The 21,021-nt window shown below is 37.9% G+C and carries 21 protein-coding genes and 3 tRNA genes; 8 read left to right on the top strand and 16 right to left on the bottom strand.

Annotated features, from left to right (window positions below; translation table 11 throughout):
* Window positions 1–59: 59 nt before the first annotated feature.
* From HMPREF2813_RS07325 to HMPREF2813_RS07290, 8 genes are all read right to left on the bottom strand, one after another.
* Window positions 60–1,283, bottom strand: a complete 1,224-nt coding sequence (locus HMPREF2813_RS07325; protein WP_070647031.1) for an STY4528 family pathogenicity island replication protein — start codon at window positions 1,281–1,283, stop codon at window positions 60–62.
* Window positions 1,284–1,432: 149 nt separating this feature from the next.
* The gene (locus HMPREF2813_RS07320; protein ID WP_005653590.1) at window positions 1,433–1,984 is read right to left on the bottom strand and encodes a DUF2857 domain-containing protein; all 552 of its coding nucleotides are present in this window, start codon (window positions 1,982–1,984) and stop codon (window positions 1,433–1,435) included.
* The gene (locus HMPREF2813_RS07315) at window positions 1,984–3,684 is read right to left on the bottom strand and encodes a ParB family protein (protein ID WP_065286029.1); all 1,701 of its coding nucleotides are present in this window, start codon (window positions 3,682–3,684) and stop codon (window positions 1,984–1,986) included. Before HMPREF2813_RS07315 ends, HMPREF2813_RS07320 begins: the two co-directional genes overlap by 1 nt.
* Entirely contained in the window at window positions 3,677–5,032 is a 1,356-nt protein-coding gene (dnaB, locus tag HMPREF2813_RS07310) for a replicative DNA helicase (RefSeq protein WP_012564920.1), read from the bottom strand. Before dnaB ends, HMPREF2813_RS07315 begins: the two co-directional genes overlap by 8 nt.
* A 1-nt stretch (window position 5,033) precedes the next feature.
* Entirely contained in the window at window positions 5,034–5,870 is an 837-nt protein-coding gene (locus tag HMPREF2813_RS07305; protein WP_070647029.1) for a ParA family protein, read from the bottom strand.
* Between the two features lie 75 nt (window positions 5,871–5,945).
* A tRNA-Leu gene (locus HMPREF2813_RS07300) sits at window positions 5,946–6,032 on the bottom strand.
* A 27-nt stretch (window positions 6,033–6,059) separates the two neighbouring features.
* A tRNA-Cys gene (locus HMPREF2813_RS07295) sits at window positions 6,060–6,133 on the bottom strand.
* Between the two features lie 6 nt (window positions 6,134–6,139).
* Window positions 6,140–6,215, bottom strand: a tRNA-Gly gene (locus tag HMPREF2813_RS07290).
* A gap of 246 nt (window positions 6,216–6,461) precedes the next feature.
* Here HMPREF2813_RS07290 and HMPREF2813_RS07285 point away from each other — a divergent pair.
* The 3 genes from HMPREF2813_RS07285 (at window position 6,462) to trxA (ending at window position 9,022) form a co-directional block, all read left to right on the top strand.
* Complete coding sequence (locus tag HMPREF2813_RS07285) at window positions 6,462–7,571, top strand: methionine biosynthesis PLP-dependent protein (RefSeq protein ID WP_011961816.1); 1,110 nt, start codon at window positions 6,462–6,464, stop codon at window positions 7,569–7,571.
* A 12-nt stretch (window positions 7,572–7,583) separates the two neighbouring features.
* Window positions 7,584–8,579, top strand: coding sequence for a 2-hydroxyacid dehydrogenase (locus tag HMPREF2813_RS07280; protein ID WP_014550599.1), 996 nt, complete (start codon window positions 7,584–7,586; stop codon window positions 8,577–8,579).
* 119 nt (window positions 8,580–8,698) lie between these two features.
* Complete coding sequence (trxA, locus tag HMPREF2813_RS07275) at window positions 8,699–9,022, top strand: thioredoxin (RefSeq protein WP_005663182.1); 324 nt, start codon at window positions 8,699–8,701, stop codon at window positions 9,020–9,022.
* Window positions 9,023–9,080: 58 nt separating this feature from the next.
* Here the strand turns inward: trxA and HMPREF2813_RS07270 are convergent, their stop codons facing one another.
* The 4 genes from HMPREF2813_RS07270 to HMPREF2813_RS07255 all read right to left on the bottom strand — a co-directional run bounded on the left by HMPREF2813_RS07270 (window position 9,081) and on the right by HMPREF2813_RS07255 (window position 11,029).
* Window positions 9,081–9,323 carry a uroporphyrinogen decarboxylase/cobalamine-independent methonine synthase family protein gene (locus HMPREF2813_RS07270; protein WP_224057370.1) on the bottom strand — a complete coding sequence of 81 codons (243 nt, stop codon included), beginning with the start codon at window positions 9,321–9,323 and terminating at the stop codon, window positions 9,081–9,083.
* Window positions 9,324–9,357: 34 nt separating this feature from the next.
* Window positions 9,358–9,615: a hypothetical protein gene (locus tag HMPREF2813_RS07265; protein ID WP_005672297.1), complete on the bottom strand. Its 258-nt coding sequence runs from the start codon at window positions 9,613–9,615 to the stop codon at window positions 9,358–9,360.
* 61 nt (window positions 9,616–9,676) lie between these two features.
* A complete protein-coding gene (locus tag HMPREF2813_RS07260; RefSeq protein ID WP_011961819.1) occupies window positions 9,677–10,465 on the bottom strand; it encodes a TatD family hydrolase in 789 nt (262 codons plus the stop codon).
* Window positions 10,466–10,519: 54 nt separating this feature from the next.
* Entirely contained in the window at window positions 10,520–11,029 is a 510-nt protein-coding gene (locus tag HMPREF2813_RS07255; RefSeq protein ID WP_005690982.1) for a peptidylprolyl isomerase, read from the bottom strand.
* 102 nt (window positions 11,030–11,131) lie between these two features.
* Here HMPREF2813_RS07255 and cysS point away from each other — a divergent pair, with 102 nt between their 5' ends.
* Window positions 11,132–12,511, top strand: a complete 1,380-nt coding sequence (gene cysS, locus HMPREF2813_RS07250) for a cysteine--tRNA ligase (protein ID WP_048946764.1) — start codon at window positions 11,132–11,134, stop codon at window positions 12,509–12,511.
* 75 nt (window positions 12,512–12,586) lie between these two features.
* Here the strand turns inward: cysS and HMPREF2813_RS07245 are convergent, their stop codons facing one another.
* The 3 genes from HMPREF2813_RS07245 to nrdD all read right to left on the bottom strand — a co-directional run bounded on the left by HMPREF2813_RS07245 (window position 12,587) and on the right by nrdD (window position 16,565).
* Window positions 12,587–13,453, bottom strand: coding sequence for a ferritin-like domain-containing protein (locus HMPREF2813_RS07245; RefSeq protein ID WP_011961821.1), 867 nt, complete (start codon window positions 13,451–13,453; stop codon window positions 12,587–12,589).
* A gap of 10 nt (window positions 13,454–13,463) precedes the next feature.
* On the bottom strand, window positions 13,464–14,324 hold the full coding sequence (gene tesB / locus HMPREF2813_RS07240) for an acyl-CoA thioesterase II (RefSeq protein ID WP_011961822.1): 861 nt from the start codon (window positions 14,322–14,324) through the stop codon (window positions 13,464–13,466).
* A gap of 117 nt (window positions 14,325–14,441) precedes the next feature.
* Window positions 14,442–16,565 carry an anaerobic ribonucleoside-triphosphate reductase gene (gene nrdD, locus HMPREF2813_RS07235; protein WP_070647027.1) on the bottom strand — a complete coding sequence of 708 codons (2,124 nt, stop codon included), beginning with the start codon at window positions 16,563–16,565 and terminating at the stop codon, window positions 14,442–14,444.
* Window positions 16,566–16,845: 280 nt separating this feature from the next.
* Between nrdD and HMPREF2813_RS07230 the strand changes: the two genes are divergently transcribed.
* A complete protein-coding gene (locus tag HMPREF2813_RS07230) occupies window positions 16,846–17,277 on the top strand; it encodes an HI0074 family nucleotidyltransferase substrate-binding subunit (protein ID WP_020910035.1) in 432 nt (143 codons plus the stop codon).
* A gap of 1 nt (window position 17,278) precedes the next feature.
* Complete coding sequence (locus tag HMPREF2813_RS07225; protein ID WP_005663210.1) at window positions 17,279–17,623, top strand: nucleotidyltransferase family protein; 345 nt, start codon at window positions 17,279–17,281, stop codon at window positions 17,621–17,623.
* 12 nt (window positions 17,624–17,635) lie between these two features.
* On the opposite strand, the gene grpE is transcribed toward HMPREF2813_RS07225, so the two are convergent.
* Entirely contained in the window at window positions 17,636–18,232 is a 597-nt protein-coding gene (grpE, locus tag HMPREF2813_RS07220) for a nucleotide exchange factor GrpE (RefSeq protein ID WP_146118305.1), read from the bottom strand.
* Between the two features lie 99 nt (window positions 18,233–18,331).
* Between grpE and HMPREF2813_RS07215 the strand changes: the two genes are divergently transcribed.
* Both HMPREF2813_RS07215 and recN read left to right on the top strand, forming a co-directional pair.
* Window positions 18,332–19,222, top strand: a complete 891-nt coding sequence (locus HMPREF2813_RS07215) for an NAD(+) kinase (protein WP_005663214.1) — start codon at window positions 18,332–18,334, stop codon at window positions 19,220–19,222.
* A 111-nt stretch (window positions 19,223–19,333) separates the two neighbouring features.
* Window positions 19,334–21,010: a DNA repair protein RecN gene (recN, locus tag HMPREF2813_RS07210; RefSeq protein ID WP_014550605.1), complete on the top strand. Its 1,677-nt coding sequence runs from the start codon at window positions 19,334–19,336 to the stop codon at window positions 21,008–21,010.
* Window positions 21,011–21,021: the final 11 nt, after the last annotated feature.

Genomic DNA, 21,021 nt, shown 5'->3' with positions numbered 1-21,021 from the left:
TGGTTAAATTTTGTACTTTGTAGAACCCTTCTACACTATTCACTTTTTATACAGCTTATTCAATTGCAAATTGAAGCCTTAAATTGTCGAATGCGATCAGCTCTCGCTTTTCGCTCTTCTTCAGATTGCACTCGCATTGGTTTTATTGTGCTATCGGCTTTCACATTATTAACTAAGCTAGTTTCATCATGTTGTGATAACCGATTTTTTGATGATAATGATTGCGCTTGTGTAGCCAAAAATTGTTCATACAAATATGGTTTAAATTCACCACGGTGTGCACGTTGGATTAATGTCACTACATAGCCTTGTGGTTTTTTCACTTCACCTTTTGCCACACGCTGTTCTAGCTCAAATAAAATCGCTTTACAGATTCCTAAATCAAGTCCACGCATTGCTTGCATAATTGCTGTTTTTTCCAATGATGAAAACTGAATATTAGTCGGCCAGTCAATTTCATCCGCATTACCAGTACAGTACGTATTTATATAAATACTAGTACCTGTACTGTACTGTGAAAAACCTGAGTTCCCTTTTGGAACTAAGCCTGAAATCAATGACTTATCATTATTTTGGGCACTGAGTTCCCTTTTGGAACTCTGTTTGATTTTGCTGAGTTCCATTTTGGAACTAAGGTGATTTTTACTGAGTTCCCCTGTTTTTTCACAGAGTTCCTTATTGGAACTTAGTAGGTTTTCTTGAATAAATGTTGATTCTTCTTGCTCTGAAATATCCATTTTTGGACGTTTTTGATAGTCTTGAAGGCGAGCTCGCATCCAGTCAATGTGAGAAATATAATGCCACTGAGTATTATCCGAGAGCAGGTTTTCTACAATATGGTTTGCTACACCTCGCACAAAGTTATCTCGATGCTGAATGGATTTTTCAAGGAGTGCGATGTAATCATGGTTTAATTGAATCGTATCAATGATTGGCATAGGTTCATCATGAAGGATGTAAAAATTACCCAATACTTGACCTTGCTCATTACGTACAGTTTCACAAAGTGTTAGCCAACGAGTTAATCTAAGTAATAACAACGTTTGGCTAACTAGCTTACGCGAGAGTTCTGCTTCATCATAAGGTTTATCTGAAAGTAATTTTGCAAGCACTTCGTATGATGGGAACATGCCTGATTGAAATTCTCTTGCTTTGTATTTTATAAGTTGCCATGCCAATTTTGCTCTTGATGTTAAATAAGGATCAAATAGCAAACGGGTTGGAACTGTTTCATGCTGGTTGCCAAAAAAGAGCAACCCATGCTCTTGTAATTTTGTTTCCATAATTTAATTCTCTCTGAGAATATTTTATTTTTATTGTTGCAATGTGCTTAAACATCTTTACAATAGCCAATGAACTTTCCCAAGTTCCTTACTAACGATATGAATAACGCCCAACTTAACGTAACGCACTAGGTTGGGCGTTATGTTTTTTAAGCTGCATTCCAGCGGCTAACAAGTTTCCAAATTTCAGTTAAATTAATACCGGTTTCTTCCGCAATTAAAATTAACAGCTCTAGTCCTTCTGTTGATTCAATTGTTTGAACATCACCTTTATGCTCTTGCCATAAGTCCCAAATTAATTTTTCTTCCTCTTCGGTTGCAGCTGGCTTACGTCCCATTGGTTCTTGTTTTCCAAGTAGGCTACGACGAGCAGATACTTTTGAAGTGGTTAAGCCGAAGTAGGAATTGAGCATTTGGATGGATGCACCTAACATTAATGCGCGATCAATAAGGCGACGTTCTTGTGACGACATGCGTACTCGAGCCACCAATCGCCAAAATGCATCGTGATTAATTTCAACTTTGGCAAAGGGAGCTTTGGTGTTAGCCAGTTCATAAACTTCCTCTGTGCTGAGTTTTTCAATTTCTTGCAATTCTTGTTTTGAGAAACCATAGTTCCGGCAAACATTGATATTGCCTTCTTGTAAATTAACCAAAATCTCATTCAATACCACTTGGTTTAAATTGCTGAACATGCTCATTATGCATCTCCTTCTGAACGAATATAGCGAACGAGGCGAATTAAACGGAATAATTTAACTAGCGTGGTATCATCAATTTCTTGAGTATTGAGTAAATATTCCGGTAATAAGGTGAAAGATGTCTGTGGGTGCACATCTGTTTGTAATAAATTTAAGAAGTCATAACACATCTGTGCTACACCGCTCACATCTTTATCTAATGGTTTTACGCGGTAAGTGTAATCAACAGGCTCTTTTACTACATGTTCAATGTAGTCAGTTAATCCAACACTTTCCGCAATGTCGAGTGCTAGTGAATAAGCTTCTACTTTATGCTGACGACCAGGATAAATTTTCCAAATATCATCAACTGGCTGACGGCCTACGCAAGCAAAGCCTAATCCATTTTCTTCTGCACGTTGTTGGCGTTGCTCCTGAATGCTCATGCCAGGAGTAATGCCAAATTGTTGAGTTAAATTTTTAGCAAAATCAAAAGAAAGCCCTTCTGAATTAGCATTAGTTTCATCAAACTCTTCATCCTCTGTTTTATTATCTGCTTCATCCTCAAATGAAGGAGAAATTTCAACACTTGCTTGCTTTAATACTGGCGCAGGTATTGATTTTTTTTCAGTAGTAGTCATTTTTGGAGTAGTGACTACACTAGGTTGAGATAATGTATCTAATGCGGTTTCTTGTGGCTGTGGTGTATTAAACGCTTGAACATCTTGGATGCTTTCTTGTACGCTTTGCTGTATTTCGTGTTGTTTTTGCGCCATTTTCTTGAATTTTTGCTCATCGAGATCAATTTCAAGATAAAGGACTTCATAACTCACACGATCACCTAACATGGATGACATTTCATCAATAAGATAATCTTGGAAAGTTTTAATATGGAATGGCTGATCGTCGTTACAGCGAGATAAGCTATTTCCCCAAATTTCATCGAAAGAAACATCTAATTCAAATTGATAATTTTGCCAAATGGCTAAGGCGTTATTACGAATCGCAAGCAATTTATCAATTGGCGCATGTCCCAGCCCATTAAATAGCACATCAGGAATGTATGGGTATAGGAAATTAATACAGCGTTCCATTTTTGCTACTGTTGTATTAGCAATAATGTATCCATCATGTTCTAACTCACTTGAAAGCTCGCGAGAAGAAAGGGATTTTCCTAACTTTTGCTCATAGTATTCTTTCGCTTGCTGGATGCCCAAGGCTTTCTCAATAAAGGTTAAGTCTGCACGTGTATCATTTTCAATTAAATGACCAATAAGCAAATCTAATTCCGCTTCTACACTATCAGCACTTCCACCTTTCCAGGGTTTATATAAGCATTCAATAGACCAAAAACGTTGATCTTGAGTCTCTGTAAACAGTTCTTTTAATGCTTGAATACGAGTATTCCCACCGTCAGCGATGATATAAAAAGGTTCACCAGGTCGTTGAGTGATATTTGGTTTATGATCAAGACCACGACGACGAATTGACTCTTTAATCATTTCAAAGTTAGGATTACGTGTCTTACGAGGGTTGTGTTCATAAGGGCGTAATTTATCTAACGTAACGGTAATGTATTTAGATTGCGCAGGATAATGTGTTGCTGTTGTTGTTTGATAAGCAGCAGACTGATTATTAATAGGTTGAACATTTAATCCTTTCGCAATCGCGTCTAATTGACTTTGTTGTTTTTTATTTTTAGCAATAAATGGATTATTCATAATATCTATCCTGTGTCGTTAAATTCTCAAAAATGCTGTATTGACCTTGAAACAGTGTTTTTACTGTGGCTAACGGGCCATTACGCTGTTTACCAATGATGATTTCCGCAATGCCTTTATCTTCTGTGTCAGGGTTATAGATTTCATCTCTATAAAGATGAATGATGACATCAGCATCTTGTTCAAGAGAGCCGGAGTCACGTAAGTCGGCATTGATTGGACGCTTATTAGCTCGATTTTCTAAACCTCGGTTTAGTTGAGATAATGCATAAATTGGGCATCCAGTTTCTTTGGCTAATTTCTTTAAATCATTGGATATTTCGGCAAGTTCTAAATTGCGATTTTCAGTTTTATTTCCAGTTCTCATTAGTTGGATATAATCAATGAAAATCGCTTTAGGTTTGCCGTATAGACGAGTGTTTTTACGTACTTTGGCGCGTAAACGATGAGGTGTTAAAGAAGCTTCATCATCAATTAACAAACGACCTTTCCAGTCTTTTTTAATTGTCCCCATTGCATTAGCAAGGCGAGTCCATTCTTCCTCTTCAAGCTCAGTCGCTTGACGAATAGATTGCAAGCTGACGCGAGAGCGCATTGCCATAAAACGTTCTAATAGTTGATCAGCTGGCATTTCTTGACTGTAAAATTGGATAGGGCTGTCAGGAAATTTATCTAACGTACTTGCGGCAATTGTTTGTGCAAAGGTTGTTTTACCCATTGCTGGACGAGCTGCAATAATGATAAGTTCTCCTGGTTGACCGCCTGTTGTTGCTCTATCTAATTCAATAATGCCTGTTGGTGTTCCACTAACTGGATCGGCATTAATAGAGGACGTTTCCATGCGAGAAAGGATTCGCTCGAAACTTGCATTAAGATCAGCAACACCATCCGTCTCTTGTTCGATGACAATATTGGTATATTGCTTATCAACACTTTCCTCAAAAGAAGTTAATTCAATTTCATCTTTTGAAGATTGCATTTCAGTTACAATAAACTGGCCCAGGGTCAAAAAACGACGTTGTTTGCTATAACGAGAAATAATCTCAGCATAGGCAGTGATATTTGATGCAGAAGGAGTATTGTGAATAACTTCTGCTAGATATGCTAATCCCCCTATCTGCTCAATCAGTTTTTTATCTTTGAAATACTGCTCCAAAGTTAAAATATCAGCGGGTTTTCCTTGTGTTAATAGATGGCTAACACCTTCAAACAATACTTTATGAGCTGAGACATAAAAATCATCAGAGCGCAGTAAAGTTGCGATCTCATCAAATTTGTCATTATCAATAATGAGAGCACCAATGACCGCACTTTCCGCTTCAATAGAAGCAATAAGTTTATCAGTCATATTAGCCTTCCTTTTTCATTGGTTTATCAAAAAGTGTTTTAAATTGAGGGAGTAACAAGCAACACAGTTCTTTGATAACAGGATATTCAGCTTGGCTATGGCGATAAACTGGCAATGAATAAGTTGCAGCTTCTCTATATGCCACATGCGCAGGGATTGAAAAATCAAGGAAGGTTTTGCTTTCATCAAAATTGGTTTCAAATAGGACATGCAATTGATTGAGTACAAATTTCACGTCATTAGTATTATCAACGCAATTTGCGATAGCTTTGAGAGGTGGTAATTTGAAACCAAATGATTCAAAGGTTTCTAAATCTTGATACATTCCGATAGTTCCACGGATAAATTCTTTCGCAGAAAGAATGTGTGGAAGAATAGGGCAGAATAGGATGTCAGCTGCTAAGACAGACATATCGACAGTAATGTCTCTAGTACCTCGAGTATCAACCACAATAACATCATAATTATCAATGTTTTTAATTAAGTGACTAAATCGAATTGCACCATCAGGGGCATTACGTAGAGTTTGACTTACATTGTTTGATGGATCATTTGATTGAATTAAATCCAAATTAGGAATGGATGTTTTTGAAATGATATGGGAAGGTTCAATATCACGACGGGTTAAAAACTCATAAATACCACCGGGAGCTTCTTCAGTTAAAGCATAATAAGAGCTTAAGGTTGGTTGAGTATCAGTATCAATAAGAAGAGTTCTTAAATCGTGGTCAGCGCAGAACGCCCCAATATTGGCAGCATTTGTACTTTTTGCAGAACCGCCTTTAGTACAAGCGACAGTAATAATATAAGGTTTTTTAGAAACAGAAGAGAAGTCCATAATTCCTCACCTAACGATAATTAAAAATTAAAGTTAAGTATTGGACTAGGTACTGATTATTGGTTTGGAATTAGATGGTGCCCGAAGCCAGACTTGAACTGGCACGCCTCGAAAGGCGAGGGATTTTAAATCCCTTGTGTCTACCGATTCCACCACTCGGGCACATAGACAACTAACATTTGCGTATTATGGAGGCGTGTCCCGGAGTCGAACCGAGCTACATGGATTTGCAATCCAGTGCATAACCGCTTTGCTAACACGCCACGAATTGGAGCGGGAAACGAGGCTCGAACTCGCGACCCCGACCTTGGCAAGGTCGTGCTCTACCAACTGAGCTATTCCCGCATTCGCTGTTAGTGGTGCGCATTTTACGGAAATTCAGATAACTGTCAATTACAGATTTAAAAAAATTGTCTAACCGTTTAAAAAAAGTTCATTTTGTTCAAATAAATCACAGAAAATGATGGAAAAATGAAATTTTATGTAATTTTCTAATTTCTACTTTTATCACTTTTTCCTTTGTGCCAAAATGCTAAACGTTTTTTAACACGTAAAGTGCGGTCAATTTTTTCATTATTTTTAGAGGATGTTATGACACAACAATATGCTATTGATACTTTATTAGCTCAAGCAGGCAATCGCAGTGATGAGCGTACGGGCGCGGTTTCTGCACCAATTTTTCTTTCTACGGCTTATGGTCATTGTGGTATCGGTGAAAGTACGGGATTTGATTACACACGTACCAAAAATCCAACTCGCACAGTATTAGAAGAAACGATAGCTAAATTAGAGAATGGAGATCGTGGCTTTGCGTTTTCTTCTGGTATGGCTGCAATTCAAGTTTTGATGACGCTTTTTACCGCCCTAGATGAATGGATTGTTTCTAGCGATGTGTATGGTGGTACTTATCGACTATTAGATTTTTCTTATAAAAATAACAATAGTGTAAAACCTGTTTATGTTAATACAGCATCTGCTTCAGAAATTGAGGCTGCCATTAACCCAAATACGAAAGCGATTTTTATTGAAACCCCATCGAATCCTTTAATGGAAGAATGTGATGTGGTTGAAATTGCAAAACTTGCGAAAAAACATAATTTGATGTTGATCGTGGATAATACGTTTCTAACGCCAGTGCTTTCTCGCCCATTAGATTTAGGTGCGGATGTGGTAATTCACAGCGGGACTAAATATATTGCTGGTCATAATGATGCACTTGTTGGTTTAATCGTTGCAAAAGGGCAAGAACTTTGTGATCGCATTGCTTATATTCAAAATGGTGCAGGTGCGGTGCTTTCTCCTTTTGATTCTTGGCTGACTATTCGCGGTATGAAGACACTTTCTTTGCGTATGAAACGCCATCAAGAAAATGCACAAGCTATTGCGGAATTTTTAAAAGATCAACCACAAGTGGAATCGGTGCTTTATCCAAATAAAGGTGGAATGTTGTCTTTCCGTTTACAAGATGAAGCTTGGGTTAATACATTCTTAAAATCCATTAAATTGATTACTTTTGCAGAAAGTCTAGGCGGCACAGAAAGTTTTATTACTTATCCTGCCACTCAAACTCATATGGATATTCCAGAAACCGAGCGTGTAGCTCGTGGGATTACTAATACCTTGTTGCGTTTTTCAGTCGGTATTGAAGATGTAGAAGATATTAAAGCGGACTTATTACAAGCTTTTGCAAACTTAAAATAATTGGAGCAAACCATGAAAATTGCAATCTATAGCACTAAAAGTTATGACAGAAAATATATTGAGCTCATTAATGCGAAATATAATTTCGATTTAGAATTTTTTGATTTTATGCTGAACGAGAGCACTGTGCGTTTGGCAGAACATTGCGAAGTAGTATGCATTTTCGTGAATGATAATGGTAGCCGAAAAGTATTAGAAAAATTAGCCGCACTTGGTGTGAAAATTGTGGCTTTGCGCTGTGCCGGTTTCAATAATGTTGATTTAAAAGCAGCTCAAGAATTAGGCATCCAAGTCGTCCGCGTTCCAGCTTATTCGCCTGAAGCGGTGGCGGAACATACCATCGGTTTGATGATGACTCTGAACCGTCGAATTCATCGTGCTTATCAGCGTACCCGAGAAGCGAATTTCTCTCTTGAGGGGTTAATTGGTTTCAATATGTACGGACGCACAGTCGGCGTAATTGGAACAGGAAAAATCGGGATCGCAGTGATGCGAATTTTGAAAGGTTTTGGCATGAATATCTTGGCGTACGATCCTTTTAAAAATCCAGTGGTGGAAGATCTTGGTGGACAATATGTTGAATTAGATGAGCTTTATGCTAAATCTCATGTGATTACGCTTCATTGCCCAGCAACGCCAGAAAACTATCATTTATTAAATCGCGAGGCTTTTGCAAAAATGAAAGATGGCGTGATGATCGTTAATACGAGTCGCGGTTCTTTGATTGATACTCAAGCTGCAATTGATGCGTTAAAACAGCGCAAAATCGGTGCGTTAGGTATGGACGTTTATGAGAATGAGCGTGATTTATTCTTTGAAGATAAGTCCAACGAAGTGATTCAAGATGATATTTTCCGCCGTTTATCTTCTTGCCATAATGTATTGCTAACAGGTCACCAAGCGTTTTTAACCGAAGAAGCACTAACCAATATTGCAGACGTGACTTTATCAAACATTTATAAATTGAAATTGGGTAAAGTGTGTGAAAATATTGTTTTGCCGTCTTAGTTTTTGGCAATTAAAACGATTAGTTTACATTTTTTAAAACGGTGTTATTCTGCACCGCACTTGTAAGTTTAAAAAAAGCCCTTATATAGGGATTCCATTCACAAAATAAGGAAAACAAAATGAGCGAAGTATTACACATTAATGACGCAGATTTTGAAAGTGTTGTAGTTAATTCAAATATCCCCGTTTTATTAGACTTTTGGGCACCTTGGTGTGGTCCTTGCAAAATGATTGCACCAGTGTTAGATGAACTTGCACCTGAATTTTCTGGTAAAGTTAAAATCGTGAAAATGAATGTGGACGACAACCAAGCAACGCCAGCACAATTTGGTGTTCGTAGTATCCCAACATTATTATTGATTAAAAATGGTCAAGTTGTTGCAACTCAAGTTGGTGCATTACCAAAAACTCAATTGGCTAACTTCATTAACCAACATATTTAATCGTTGTTTAAAGCTATAAGTAACTTTAGCGCATTGATAAGATTGCCCCTTAATGGGGCTATTTTTTTGTCTGAAATTTTGATATTTGCTCTGGTGGAAGGTAATTTAAGGCTTTTTCTGCGCGCTGAACAATTTGTGTTACAGTTTCCACTTCATCAGAACGAGGATTGATGACGCCTAAGCCTAAAATACATTTTTGTCTTAATATTTCACTTTCTAATAACGAACTTAATTCTCCTGCTCTTGGCGTAGAAAATTCGAGCATTAAAATATCAGGTAATGCTGATTCAAATAAATCCACTAATGATGTATAAGGCCCGCGCAATAATACGCTTTCATCTTTGCTCCAGTTGCCATGGCATACATGTAATTAGGGGAGAGTTCCACGCTACACGCCAGCTACGATCTAATGGCATATCGGTCATGCGCATAAAGCAAGAAACATTGCTACGCATACCTAAGCTATTCCAGCTATCAGCTTCAAAAGTTAAGCCTTGAGTACCAAGTGGAAGCACCCAGTTATCAATAGTTTCGCCATTTTCAGAAGGCAAAAGCGCTAAATAATAAGAGGCATAATTGCCCGATGTCACCATGGATTTTAAGCCATTGAATACTGCAATTTAATTCAAAATAATTTCAGTAATGTGACGTGGATCAAGAAAAAATCTGGCAAGCATTTTTCCATGTAAGTTTTTTAATCAATTCAGCAGGTTCATTTCTTAAGGTGCAAAGGGCTTTAAAACTTTCCACAATACGTTCTGGTCGATTAGGTTGGCCTTGAAAACCAAATACAGGCATATCTGGACTGTCTGTTTCCAACACTAAGGCATCAAGCGGCAACTTCGCGATTGCTTGACGAGTTTTATTAGCGCGTTCATAAGTGATAGTGCCGCCAACCCCGATTTTATAACCTAAATCAACAAAGCGTTTTGCTTGATCGTAACTTCCTGAAAAACCGTGTACGACGCCAAGTTTAGATAATGGAATACGTTTTAAAAAAGTAAAAATTTGATCATGGGTTTTTCGACTGTGAATATTGACGGATAAATTAAATTGCTTTGCCAAATAAAGTTGGCTTTCAAAAAAATGACATTGCTTTGCCCAAAGTTCATCGGTGAGCAAATCGGGAATTGCGCGTTCCAAACCAATTTCTGCCACTGCCGTGCAATTTGCATCACGATTTTTTAAGGCTTGTTCTAACAGAATCAAATCATTTTCGGCGTGTTCTTGAATATAAAGAGGATGGAGCCCAAGCCCATAGCACAAATTATCAGGAAAAAGTGCGGTCATATTTTGGATTGTTTTAAAATCAGCTTCTTTCACCGCCACAACCAGTATTTTTTGCACATCGGCTTGCTTAGCATTATCAATAAGCTGTGACAACGGTTCCCCAGTAAATTGTTGGAGATAATCAAGATGCGTGTGAGTGTCGAAGAAAGGCATGAGCATTTTCCTTTAGGTCGATAAAAAATGGCGGAATTCATCCGCCATTCAGCATTATTCTACTGAAACCGATGTAATCACTACATCTTCAGTTGGAACATCTTGATGAAAACCTTTGTTGCCTGTTTTCACTTTTTTGATTTTATCAACAACATCCATCCCTTCAACCACTTCACCAAATACCGCATAGCCCCATTCTTGAACGACTTCTCGACCAAACATTTCTTTTGAACGATAATTTAAGAAATCATTGTCTGCCACGTTAATGAAAAATTGTGCTGTCGCTGAATGTGGATCTGAAGTGCGAGCCATTGCAATGGTTCCACGTTTGTTACTTAAACGATTGTTCGCTTCATTTTGGATTGGGGCTTTAGTTGCTTTTTCGCGCATACCGCTTTCCATACCGCCACCTTGAATCATAAAGCCATCAATAACACGATGAAAAATTGTGTTATTATAAAAACCTTCTTTGCAGTAATTTAAGAAGTTTTCTGCTGTAACTGGAGCTTTATCAAAATCCAATTTAATTTTAATGTCGCCAAAGTTTGTGTGTAATGTAACCATTTTGTTTTCCCTCTAAAAAATTAAGGGCTGTATTATTCCACAATCGAGGTAAAAGTGCTATAAAAGTGCGGTTTGTTTTTATTTCATTTTACGAGCTTAAAAATGCTAAAAATTTTCAATACCTTAACGAGAGAAAAAGAAATCTTTAAACCTATCCACGAAAATAAAGTGGGAATGTATGTTTGTGGCGTTACTGTTTATGATTTGTGCCATATCGGTCATGGACGCACTTTTGTGTGTTTTGATGTGATTGCCCGTTATTTACGTTCTTTGGGTTACGATTTAACTTATGTACGTAATATTACGGACGTAGATGACAAAATTATTAAACGTGCGTTAGAAAACAAAGAAACCTGCGATCAGTTAGTGGATCGCATGGTGCAGGAAATGTATAAAGATTTTGATGCACTTAATGTATTACGCCCTGATTTTGAACCTCGTGCGACGCATCATATTCCAGAAATTATTGAAATTGTGGAAAAATTAATTAAACGCGGACACGCTTATGTTGCGGATAATGGGGACGTGATGTTTGATGTAGAAAGCTTCAAAGAATACGGCAAATTATCCCGTCAAGATCTTGAGCAATTACAAGCTGGTGCACGTATTGAAATCAATGAAATCAAGAAAAATCCAATGGATTTCGTGCTTTGGAAAATGTCGAAAGAAAACGAGCCAAGTTGGCCATCCCCTTGGGGCGCTGGTCGTCCAGGTTGGCATATTGAATGTTCTGCAATGAATTGCAAACAGCTTGGCGAACATTTTGATATTCACGGTGGTGGTTCTGATTTAATGTTCCCACACCACGAAAATGAAATTGCACAATCTTGCTGTGCGCATGGTGGCCAATATGTGAATTATTGGATCCATTCTGGCATGATTATGGTGGATAAAGAAAAAATGTCGAAATCCCTCGGCAATTTCTTTACAATTCGTGATGTATTAAACCATTACAATTCAGAAGCTGTACGTTATTTCTTATTAACGGCACATTATCGTAGCCAGCTCAATTATAGCGAAGAAAACTTGAATTTAGCGCAAGGTGCGTTGGAACGTTTATACACGGCTTTACGCGGAACGGATCAAAGTGCGGTTGTTTTTGGCGGAGAAAATTTTGCGGAAACCTTCCGTGAAGCAATGGATGATGATTTCAATACGCCAAATGCACTTTCTGTTTTATTCGAAATGGCGCGTGAAATTAACAAGTTAAAAACAGAAGATGTTGAGAAAGCCAATGGACTGGCCGTGCGTTTGCGTGAATTGGGGGCGATTTTAGGATTACTTCAACAAGATCCAGAGAAATTCTTACAAGCAGGTTCTAACGATGATGAAGTGGCAAAAATTGAAGCTCTGATTAAACAACGCAATGAAGCCCGCGCTGCTAAAGATTGGGCCACTGCAGATGCTGCGCGTAATGAGCTTACCGCTATGGGTATCGTATTAGAAGATGGTCCGAATGGAACAACTTGGCGTAAGCAATAAATTCAAACGTTAAATCACTTTCATTAAAAAGACTAAGTTCGGTATTCAATCGAACTTAGTCTTTTTATTTTTTCATCATTTCTTAATGTAGGATTTTAATGTTTGTTCCACTTCATAAATCCAATCTAACTCATGCTGCGTGAAACCCGCTTGAATACGAGCATCGGTATTAATGACACCTTTAAAAATCACAATACGATATTTGTGTAAAAGCTCTGTAAAGCATTTCATCGCATCTAAACCCCGTTTTTTAGAGAGTGCGTGATACCAATGATTGCCGATATACACATGGCCAATTTCATCGCGCAAAATAATATCCAAAATGTTCACTGCGGCAAAATCTTTACGTTGTGCGATTTTTTCTTGCAGAACAGGTGTTGCATCGAGACCTCTTGCTTCTAATACACGAGGAACTAATGCCATTCGTTCCCAAATATCGTGCGCGGTGGCTTGTGCCATTTCCCATAATCCAGCATGGGCTTCAAAATCACCATATTGATAGCCCAATGTTTTCAAATGTTCATTGACTAAGGAAAAATGCGTGCTTTCTTCACGAGCAACACGCAGCCAATCCTTCACAAAAGCCAAACCTTCGCCCAGTTCTTCTTGTGCATTACGCCCGAATCGCCAAGCCGCATCTAAGCCTAAATTAATCGCATTAAACTCAATATGTGCGATAGCGTGCAATGTGGCAGCATAGCCTTCTTCTGTGGCAAAAGAACGTTTTGGCACATCTTTCGGTGCAACTAAGAGCGGTTTTTCAGGAAAAGTGGCAATATTATCTTGCGGTACGACTTCGGGAAAATCTTCTAATTTAATCAATTGAATTTGTGGCAGAAGATTATCGTAGAGGTCATTAACTAAACGACATTTTTCTTGTGGATTCGCTGTTTTTAGTGCGGTTTCAACCTGTTGCCAAAATTGTGTAATAAGTGCGGTCATTTTTTCTTTCTTATTCGTTAAAACGGATCAAGCCTTCTTGTTGTGTTGTTGCGATTAATTGACCATCTTGTGAGAAAATTTGCCCGCGAGCTAAGCCTCGCCCTCCAAAGGCATTATTGCTTTCAATTGCGTGCAAATGCCAGTGATTTAAATCAAACGGACGATGGAACCAAATACTATGATCAATGGTTGCCACTTTCATTCCTTTTTGTAAAAAGCCTTTTTCGTGCGGATGAAGTGCGGTCAAAATACAGTGAAAATCGGAAAAATAAGCCAATAAACATTGCTGAATTTTTATATCAAGCGGCGTTTCACCATTGGTTTTAAACCAAGAATATTGCTCGGCTGGCAATTTTGTCCCGTTAAATGGGTTATTCAAATATTTGGTACGTACCTCAAATGGACGCTCTGCCGCAAATTTTTCATTGAGTGGTTCTAGCAAGATTTGAGCCACTTTTTGTAGCATCACATTTTCATCTGTAAAGTCTTCAGGCGTGCCAACATTTGGCATTGAATTTTGATGTTCAAAACCTTTTTCTGGCACTTGGAAAGAAGCGGTTACATGACAAATGGTATTTTTATGTTGAATGGCTTTTACGCGTAATGCAGAAAAATTACGCCCTTCACGCAAGGTTTCTACATCGTAAATAATCGGATATTGACTGTCTCCTGGTGCAAGAAAATAGGCATGACAAGAATGCAAAATGCGATCTTCTGGCGCCACCTGCATTGCTGCAGATAACGCCTGTGCCACTACTTGCCCGCCAAATACTTGGCGAAAACCTAAATCTTGGCTTTCACCACGAAAGATTAAATCATCAATTTTTTCAAGTTTAAGAAGATGAATAAGGTTATTGAGAATATCTGACATATTGCTTTCCTAGAAGATAAGAAAAAGTGCGGTTATTTTAGCGGAGATTTTGGGAATGCCAAAGTTGGAAACAAAAAGCACGCATTAAAAAATGCGTGCTTTTGCTATCGTGTTAAATCAAAGGTGTTTAACTCTTCTCTTCACTTCTTCTTGTTTTCCCGCATTAAATGGGCGGGCATCAGGGCTGCCTAGATAGCCACAGACGCGGCGAGTGACAGACACTTTTGTGCTGTCGTGATTGCCACATTTTGGGCAAACAAAACCTTTGCTGGTACATTCAAATTCGCCGGTGAAACCACATTCATAACATTCGTCAATCGGTGTGTTTGTGCCGTAGTAAGGTACGCGATCGTAGCTATAATCCCACACATCTTCCAATGCTTTTAAGTTGTGTTGAATATTGGGATATTCGCCGTAGCAAATAAAACCGCCGCTGGCGAGTGGGGGATATGTCATTTCGAAATCTAGTTTATCGTAAGGATTCACTTTCTTTTCTACATCTAAGTGGTAACTGTTCGTGTAGTAGCCCTTATCCGTGACGCCTTCAATCACACCAAATTTTTTGGTATCTAGACGGCAGAAGCGGTCGCATAAGTTTTCGCTTGGCGTGGAGTAAAGGCTGAAGGCATAACCTGTTTCTTTTTGCCAGCGTTTCACTGCCTCGCTAAGGTGGCGAACAATCACAATGCCTTTTTCGCGTAATTGTTCATCATCAAAAATATGTCCTTTGTTATATAGTGCATTAATGGTTTCGTGAATACCGATATAGCCAAGTGAAATAGAGGCACGTCCATTTTTGAAAATTTGTGCCACATTTTCATCCGCTTTTAACCGCACTCCGCATGCGCCTTCCATATAAAGAATGGGGGCAACGCGAGCTTTGGTATTCTCAAGGCGGGCAACTCGCGTCATTAATGCTTTTTTCGCAATAGCTAAACGTTCATCTAAAGTGCGGTAGAAATCTTCTTCGTTTTTAGACTCCAACGCGATACGCGGTAAATTCAAACTCACCACACCAAGATTATTACGCCCATCATGAATTTCATGTCCGTCTTCTTCGTATGCACCTAAAAAGCTACGGCATCCCATCGGGGCTTTAAAAGAGCCCGTGACTTTGACAACTTGATCATAATTGAGAATATCTGGATACATACGTTTTGATGCACATTCCAATGCGAGTTGTTTGATATCGTAATTTGGATCGCCTTTAGTTTGATTCAAGCCTTTTTTAATAGTGAAAACAAGTTTTGGAAATACTGGCGTTTTATGATTTTTTCCGAGTCCACGAATACGATTTTTTAAAATAGCTTGCTGAATTAAGCGGGATTGCCAGCTTGTACCTAAACCAAAACCAAAGGTCACAAATGGTGTTTGCCCATTTGAAGTATGTAGTGTATTAACTTCATATTCTAAGGATTGGAAGGCATCGAAACATTCTTTTTCAATCAATGCTTTGGCATAACCTTCAACATCAGGCACGTTCCATTCTTGGGCATGTTTGAGATGTTTTTCGTAACTGATTTGCACATAAGGGGAAAGCACTTCATCAATACGATTAATGGTTGTGCCACCGTAAATATGGCTGGCAACTTGGGCGATAATTTGTGCTGTCACTGCCGTTGCGGTGCCGATAGATTTAGGGGGTTCGATTTCCGCATTGCCCATTTTGAAACCACGAGAAAGCATCCCTTCTAAATCAACTAACATACAGTTAAACATTGGAAAGAACGGCGCGTAATCTAAATCGTGATAATGAATTTCACCTTTTTCGTGAGCCTCTACCACATCGCGTGGAAGAATATGGTGCTTGGCATAATGTTTTGCCACAATTCCAGCAAGCAAATCTCGTTGCGTTGGAATCACTTTCGCGTCTTTATTGGCGTTTTCATTAAGTAATTCTACGTTGCTTTGTTCAATCAAGCCTTCAATTTCTTTTGTCAGCTGACTACGTTTTTCTCGCGCTAAATCACGATCATGACGATATTCGATATACGCACGAGCAACCTCAGGATAACGACTTGCCATCAATTTATCTTCAACGATTTTTTGAATCTGATTAATATCAATCTCGCCTTGATGACGGGTGAAAATTTCATTCCCTACTTCTTGCCCAATTTGGTGGCAATAAAATTCATCGGAAATATTGACCGCACTTGCGGCTTTTTTAATGGCATTAATGATACGTTGAATCTCAAACTCCGCACGAGAACCATCGCGCTTGATGACCCCAAAGTTACTCATGATATAGCTCCAATATATAGTGTTTTTGAAATGCGGATTGCACTATATATAGATCTAAAAAGATAATCAACACACAATATGTAGTGTTTTAGACCTTTTTGTCGTAAGATAATTTTGTTAAAGATTGATTTTATTAGAAAAATATCACATTAAGTTGTTGAGAGCTTTTCTCAAATATTTTTGATTTTGTGATCAATATCACAATGTTTACTTTTGGGGTTATAGGTTTTGAGAAAAAATAGTCTATGGTAAAATAGATGAGTATTTAACAGAGGTAAAAATGATGACTGATAAGCTAAATTTAAATGTATTAGATGCTGCATTTTATTCGTTAGAGCAAACCGTAGTACAAATTTCAGACAGAAATTGGTTTGATATGCAACCCTCTATTGTACAAGATACCTTAATTGCAGGTGCAATTCAGAAATTTGAATTTGTTTATGAGTTAAGTTTAAAAATGATGAAACGCCAACTTCAACAAGATGCAATTAATACCAATGATATTGGGGCTTATGGATTTAAGGATATTTTGCGAGAAGCATTGAGATTTGGTTTGATTGAAGATATGTCAAAATGGGTTGTTTATCGTGATATGCGTAATATTACATCACATACTTATGATCAGGAAAAAGCCATGGCTGTTTATGCACAAATTGATGATTTTTTAATAGAAAGTCGTTTCCTATTGGAACAATTACGTCAGAGAAATTAATATGACTAGTTTTGCACAGCTTGATATAAATTCTGAAGAATTGGCGATTGTGAAAACTATTTTACAACAATTAGTACCTGATTATACCGTATGGGCTTTCGGTTCTCGTGTAAAGGGAAAAGCAAAAAAATATTCCGATCTTGACCTTGCGATTATCTCTGAGGAACCTTTAGATTTTTTAGCTCGTGACAGATTAAAAGAAGCTTTTTCTGAATCAGATTTACCGTGGCGCGTTGATCTTCTAGATTGGGCTACAACGAGCGAAGATTTTAGGGAAATTATCCGTAAAGTTTATGTTGTTATTCAGGAAAAAGAAAAAACGGTCGAAAAACCGACCGCTCTTTAGACCAAATGTAAATTAAGCTGCCACCATTACCATCGCTGGGCGAATGACTCGACCACTTAAGGTGTAGCCTTTTTGCAATACGACGCTAATTTGATTGGTTTCAAAGCCTTCAGCAGGTTGCATTGAAATGGCTTGATGTAAATCAGGATTAAATGCTTCACCGACAACTCCCACAGCTTCCACGCCAAAACGCCCAACGGTTGAAACTAATTCTTTTAAGGTTAGTTCTACACCGTCAAATAAGGCTTTTACGCTTTCATCTTCTTTATTTGCTGGAGTGGCAAGCGCACGCTCTAGGTTATCGATAGTATTCAAAATGTCTTTTGAAAATTTTTCCAAAGCGAATTTATGTGCTTTTTCTACGTCTTGTTCAGTACGACGACGAAGATTTTCAATTTCAGCACGAGAGCGAAGTAAAATATCCTGTTCTTTATTTGCGGCTTCTTCTATTTGAGTTTTTAGCTGCTCTTCAAGCTCTTGCACGCGGGCAATAGCTTCTTCTAAAGGATCAAATTCTTGAGAAGGATCTGCTTGTTGTGCTTCTTCCACAACGACTTCTTCTTGATTTTCTACTTCTGAGTTTTTAACTTTTTGTTCTTGTTCTGACATTTTTTTCTCCGTAAAACAAAATTGATTAATCGTAATTGGGCATAGTGTAGCAAAAAACGATATAATGACGAAAATGTTAAATTCAAGTGCGGTCATTTTATGAATCATTTATATCGTTCCTTTAAAACCATTGCTCTTGTAGGTAAGCCTCGCAATGATATTAACTTACAAATGCACAAAAACTTATTTCATTGGTTAATGGAACGTGGTTATCAAGTGTTGGTGGAAAAAGAAGTCGCCATAACACTTGAGTTACCTTTTGAACATCTTGCTACGTTAGAAGAAATAGGCCACCGAGCCCAATTAGCCATTGTGATTGGTGGAGACGGCAATATGCTAGGGCGCGCTCGCGTATTAGCAAAATATGATATTCCATTGATTGGTATTAATCGTGGTAATTTGGGATTTTTAACGGATATTGACCCGAAAAATGCCTATTCCCAGCTTGAAGCTTGTTTAGAACGTGGCGAATTTTTTGTGGAAGAACGTTTTTTATTGGAAGCAAAAATCGAACGAGCAAGTGAAATCGTATCAACCAGCAATGCGGTAAATGAAGCGGTTATTCATCCCGCCAAAATTGCACATATGATTGATTTTCACGTATATATCAATGATAAGTTTGCATTTTCTCAACGTTCTGATGGATTAATTGTTTCTACTCCAACAGGTTCTACGGCTTATTCTCTTTCCGCTGGTGGACCTATTTTGACACCAAACCTTAATGCCATTGCATTAGTGCCAATGTTTCCACATACATTAACTTCTCGCCCTCTTGTTGTTGATGGGGATAGTAAAATATCGATTCGTTTTGCTGAACATAATACCTCTCAATTAGAAGTAGGCTGTGATAGTCAAATTACCTTACCTTTTACCCCAGATGATGTGGTGCATATTCAAAAAAGCGAGCATAAACTCCGTTTGCTTCATCTGAAAAATTATAATTATTACAATGTGTTAAGTAGCAAATTAGGTTGGTTAAAATCATTTTGATTATGGTAAAAATTTTCGATTGAAATAGATTTGACAAAATACTGTAAAAAATCCTTTACTGTAAATTAAATCAGTTATATCATATTAAATATACAGTTAAAGGATTTTGCTATGCTTACTCAACTTACTATCAATAATTTTGCGATTGTTCGTCAGCTTGATATTGAATTGGCGAAAGGAATGTCTGTTATAACAGGGGAAACTGGTGCTGGAAAATCTATCGCCATTGATGCTTTAGGTTTATGTTTCGGACAAAGAGTAGAAACCTCAATGGTGCGTGAAGGGCAAGAGCGTGCGGAAATTTGTGCAACTTTCCAACTAGAATCGCAAAATCCTGCTTATCACTGGTTGAGTGAGCAAGAATTACAGGATCCAGATAATCCAACTGAATGTATTTTACGTCGCATAATTAATGCAGACGGACGTTCTAAGGCTTTTATTAATAGTACACCAGTATCCGCTTCTCAATTAAAAGAAATTGCTCAATATCTTGTTCATATTAATGGGCAACACGCTTCTCAATTATTGTTAAAAAATGACTATCAGCTTCAGTTAGTTGATAATTTTGCCGCTCATCCTGAATTACTTGTGAAAATGCGTGAAGATTATCAGACATGGAAAAATCTTCAAAATCAAGTTAAAACCTTTCAACAAAAAGTGGCGGAAAATGAAGCACGTAAACAACTTTTACAGTATCAAGTGGATGAACTAGATGAATTTAACCTTCGACCAAATGAATATTTGGAATTAGAAGATGAACAACGTCGTTTATCTAGCAGCGAACAGCTAACCCAACTTTCCCAATCTGCACTGCAAATTTTAAGTGAAAATGACACCGTAAATATCGATAGTTTGCTTTATCGTGCGACACAATATATTGATGAATTAGCTGAACTTGATCCGCAATATGCTGAAGTGCAAAATATGTTGAATGATGCGTTGATTCAAGTGCAAGAAGCAACCAGTGAAGTGCAAAATTTATCAAGTAATATCGAGCAAGATCCTCAGCTTTTACAGGAAATCGAACAAAGAATTAGTCAGACTTTACAACTTGCTCGTAAACATCAAGTTAAACCTGAAGATCTTGTAGAACAGCACAAAAAATTAAAAGCAGAATTAACCGCACTTTTGGATTTTTCTGAAAGTGAAGAGATGTTGATTGAGCAAGAAAAACTCGCATTTGAACAAATGCAAGCAACGGCTACAGCATTAACAGCAAGTCGTCAGAAATCAGCAAATCGCTTAGCGCAAAATGTCACACAGTCGATAAAACAACTTGCAATGGAAAACGCTGAATTTTATGTAGAGTTGAATACGGATTTAGATAAAGTGAGTGCAAATGGTGCGGATAATGTGATTTTCACTTTGCGTAGTAATTTAGGACAACAACCGCAGCCATTAACTAAAATTGCCTCTGGTGGTGAGCTTTCTCGTATTTCTTTAGCGATTCAAGTTTTAACTTCTGATCAATCGGCTATTCCAACCTTAATTTTCGATGAAGTGGACGTGGGCATTAGCGGAAAAACAGCAAGTGTTGTCGGAAAACTTTTACGTCAATTAAGTGAACGCTGCCAAGTATTATGCGTCACTCACTTGCCACAGGTTGCTTGTCATGGTCATCATCAGTTTAATGTAGAAAAATTTACTGTGGATAATAAAACTGAAACAAAAATGACCGCACTTTCACAATCTGAACGTGTACCAGCCTTGGCAAGACTCTTGGGCGGAAGTGAAATTACAGAATTAGCCTTAGCCAATGCACAGGAAATGTTAGATTTAGTTCATTAAAATGGGATTTA

Origin of the sequence: Haemophilus sp. HMSC066A11 (assembly GCF_001811665.1) — a bacterium.
GTDB classification, from domain to species: Bacteria; Pseudomonadota; Gammaproteobacteria; order Enterobacterales; family Pasteurellaceae; genus Haemophilus; species Haemophilus influenzae.
Note: the sequence above shows the minus strand (reverse complement) of the source record. Positions and strands in the feature narration are given on the sequence as shown.

Excerpts from the sequence above, each read along its gene's own strand:
- dnaB (WP_012564920.1), bottom strand. The coding sequence starts at position 5,032 with ATGACTGATAAACTTATTGCTTCTATTGAAGCGGAAAGTGCGGTCATT.
- HMPREF2813_RS07245 (WP_011961821.1), bottom strand. The coding sequence starts at position 13,453 with ATGACCGCACTTATTACACAATTTTGGCAACAGGTTGAAACCGCACTA.
- HMPREF2813_RS07215 (WP_005663214.1), top strand. The coding sequence starts at position 18,332 with ATGAATCATTTATATCGTTCCTTTAAAACCATTGCTCTTGTAGGTAAG.
- HMPREF2813_RS07280 (WP_014550599.1), top strand. The coding sequence starts at position 7,584 with ATGAAAATTGCAATCTATAGCACTAAAAGTTATGACAGAAAATATATT.
- cysS (WP_048946764.1), top strand. The coding sequence starts at position 11,132 with ATGCTAAAAATTTTCAATACCTTAACGAGAGAAAAAGAAATCTTTAAA.
- HMPREF2813_RS07320 (WP_005653590.1), bottom strand. The coding sequence starts at position 1,984 with ATGAGCATGTTCAGCAATTTAAACCAAGTGGTATTGAATGAGATTTTG.
- trxA (WP_005663182.1), top strand. The coding sequence starts at position 8,699 with ATGAGCGAAGTATTACACATTAATGACGCAGATTTTGAAAGTGTTGTA.
- grpE (WP_146118305.1), bottom strand. The coding sequence starts at position 18,232 with ATGTCAGAACAAGAACAAAAAGTTAAAAACTCAGAAGTAGAAAATCAA.
- HMPREF2813_RS07305 (WP_070647029.1), bottom strand. The coding sequence starts at position 5,870 with ATGGACTTCTCTTCTGTTTCTAAAAAACCTTATATTATTACTGTCGCT.
- nrdD (WP_070647027.1), bottom strand. The coding sequence starts at position 16,565 with ATGAGTAACTTTGGGGTCATCAAGCGCGATGGTTCTCGTGCGGAGTTT.
- HMPREF2813_RS07285 (WP_011961816.1), top strand. The coding sequence starts at position 6,462 with ATGACACAACAATATGCTATTGATACTTTATTAGCTCAAGCAGGCAAT.
- HMPREF2813_RS07315 (WP_065286029.1), bottom strand. The coding sequence starts at position 3,684 with ATGAATAATCCATTTATTGCTAAAAATAAAAAACAACAAAGTCAATTA.
- recN (WP_014550605.1), top strand. The coding sequence starts at position 19,334 with ATGCTTACTCAACTTACTATCAATAATTTTGCGATTGTTCGTCAGCTT.
- HMPREF2813_RS07260 (WP_011961819.1), bottom strand. The coding sequence starts at position 10,465 with ATGCCTTTCTTCGACACTCACACGCATCTTGATTATCTCCAACAATTT.
- HMPREF2813_RS07325 (WP_070647031.1), bottom strand. The coding sequence starts at position 1,283 with ATGGAAACAAAATTACAAGAGCATGGGTTGCTCTTTTTTGGCAACCAG.
- HMPREF2813_RS07255 (WP_005690982.1), bottom strand. The coding sequence starts at position 11,029 with ATGGTTACATTACACACAAACTTTGGCGACATTAAAATTAAATTGGAT.
- tesB (WP_011961822.1), bottom strand. The coding sequence starts at position 14,324 with ATGTCAGATATTCTCAATAACCTTATTCATCTTCTTAAACTTGAAAAA.
- HMPREF2813_RS07225 (WP_005663210.1), top strand. The coding sequence starts at position 17,279 with ATGACTAGTTTTGCACAGCTTGATATAAATTCTGAAGAATTGGCGATT.
- HMPREF2813_RS07265 (WP_005672297.1), bottom strand. The coding sequence starts at position 9,615 with ATGGTGACATCGGGCAATTATGCCTCTTATTATTTAGCGCTTTTGCCT.
- HMPREF2813_RS07230 (WP_020910035.1), top strand. The coding sequence starts at position 16,846 with ATGATGACTGATAAGCTAAATTTAAATGTATTAGATGCTGCATTTTAT.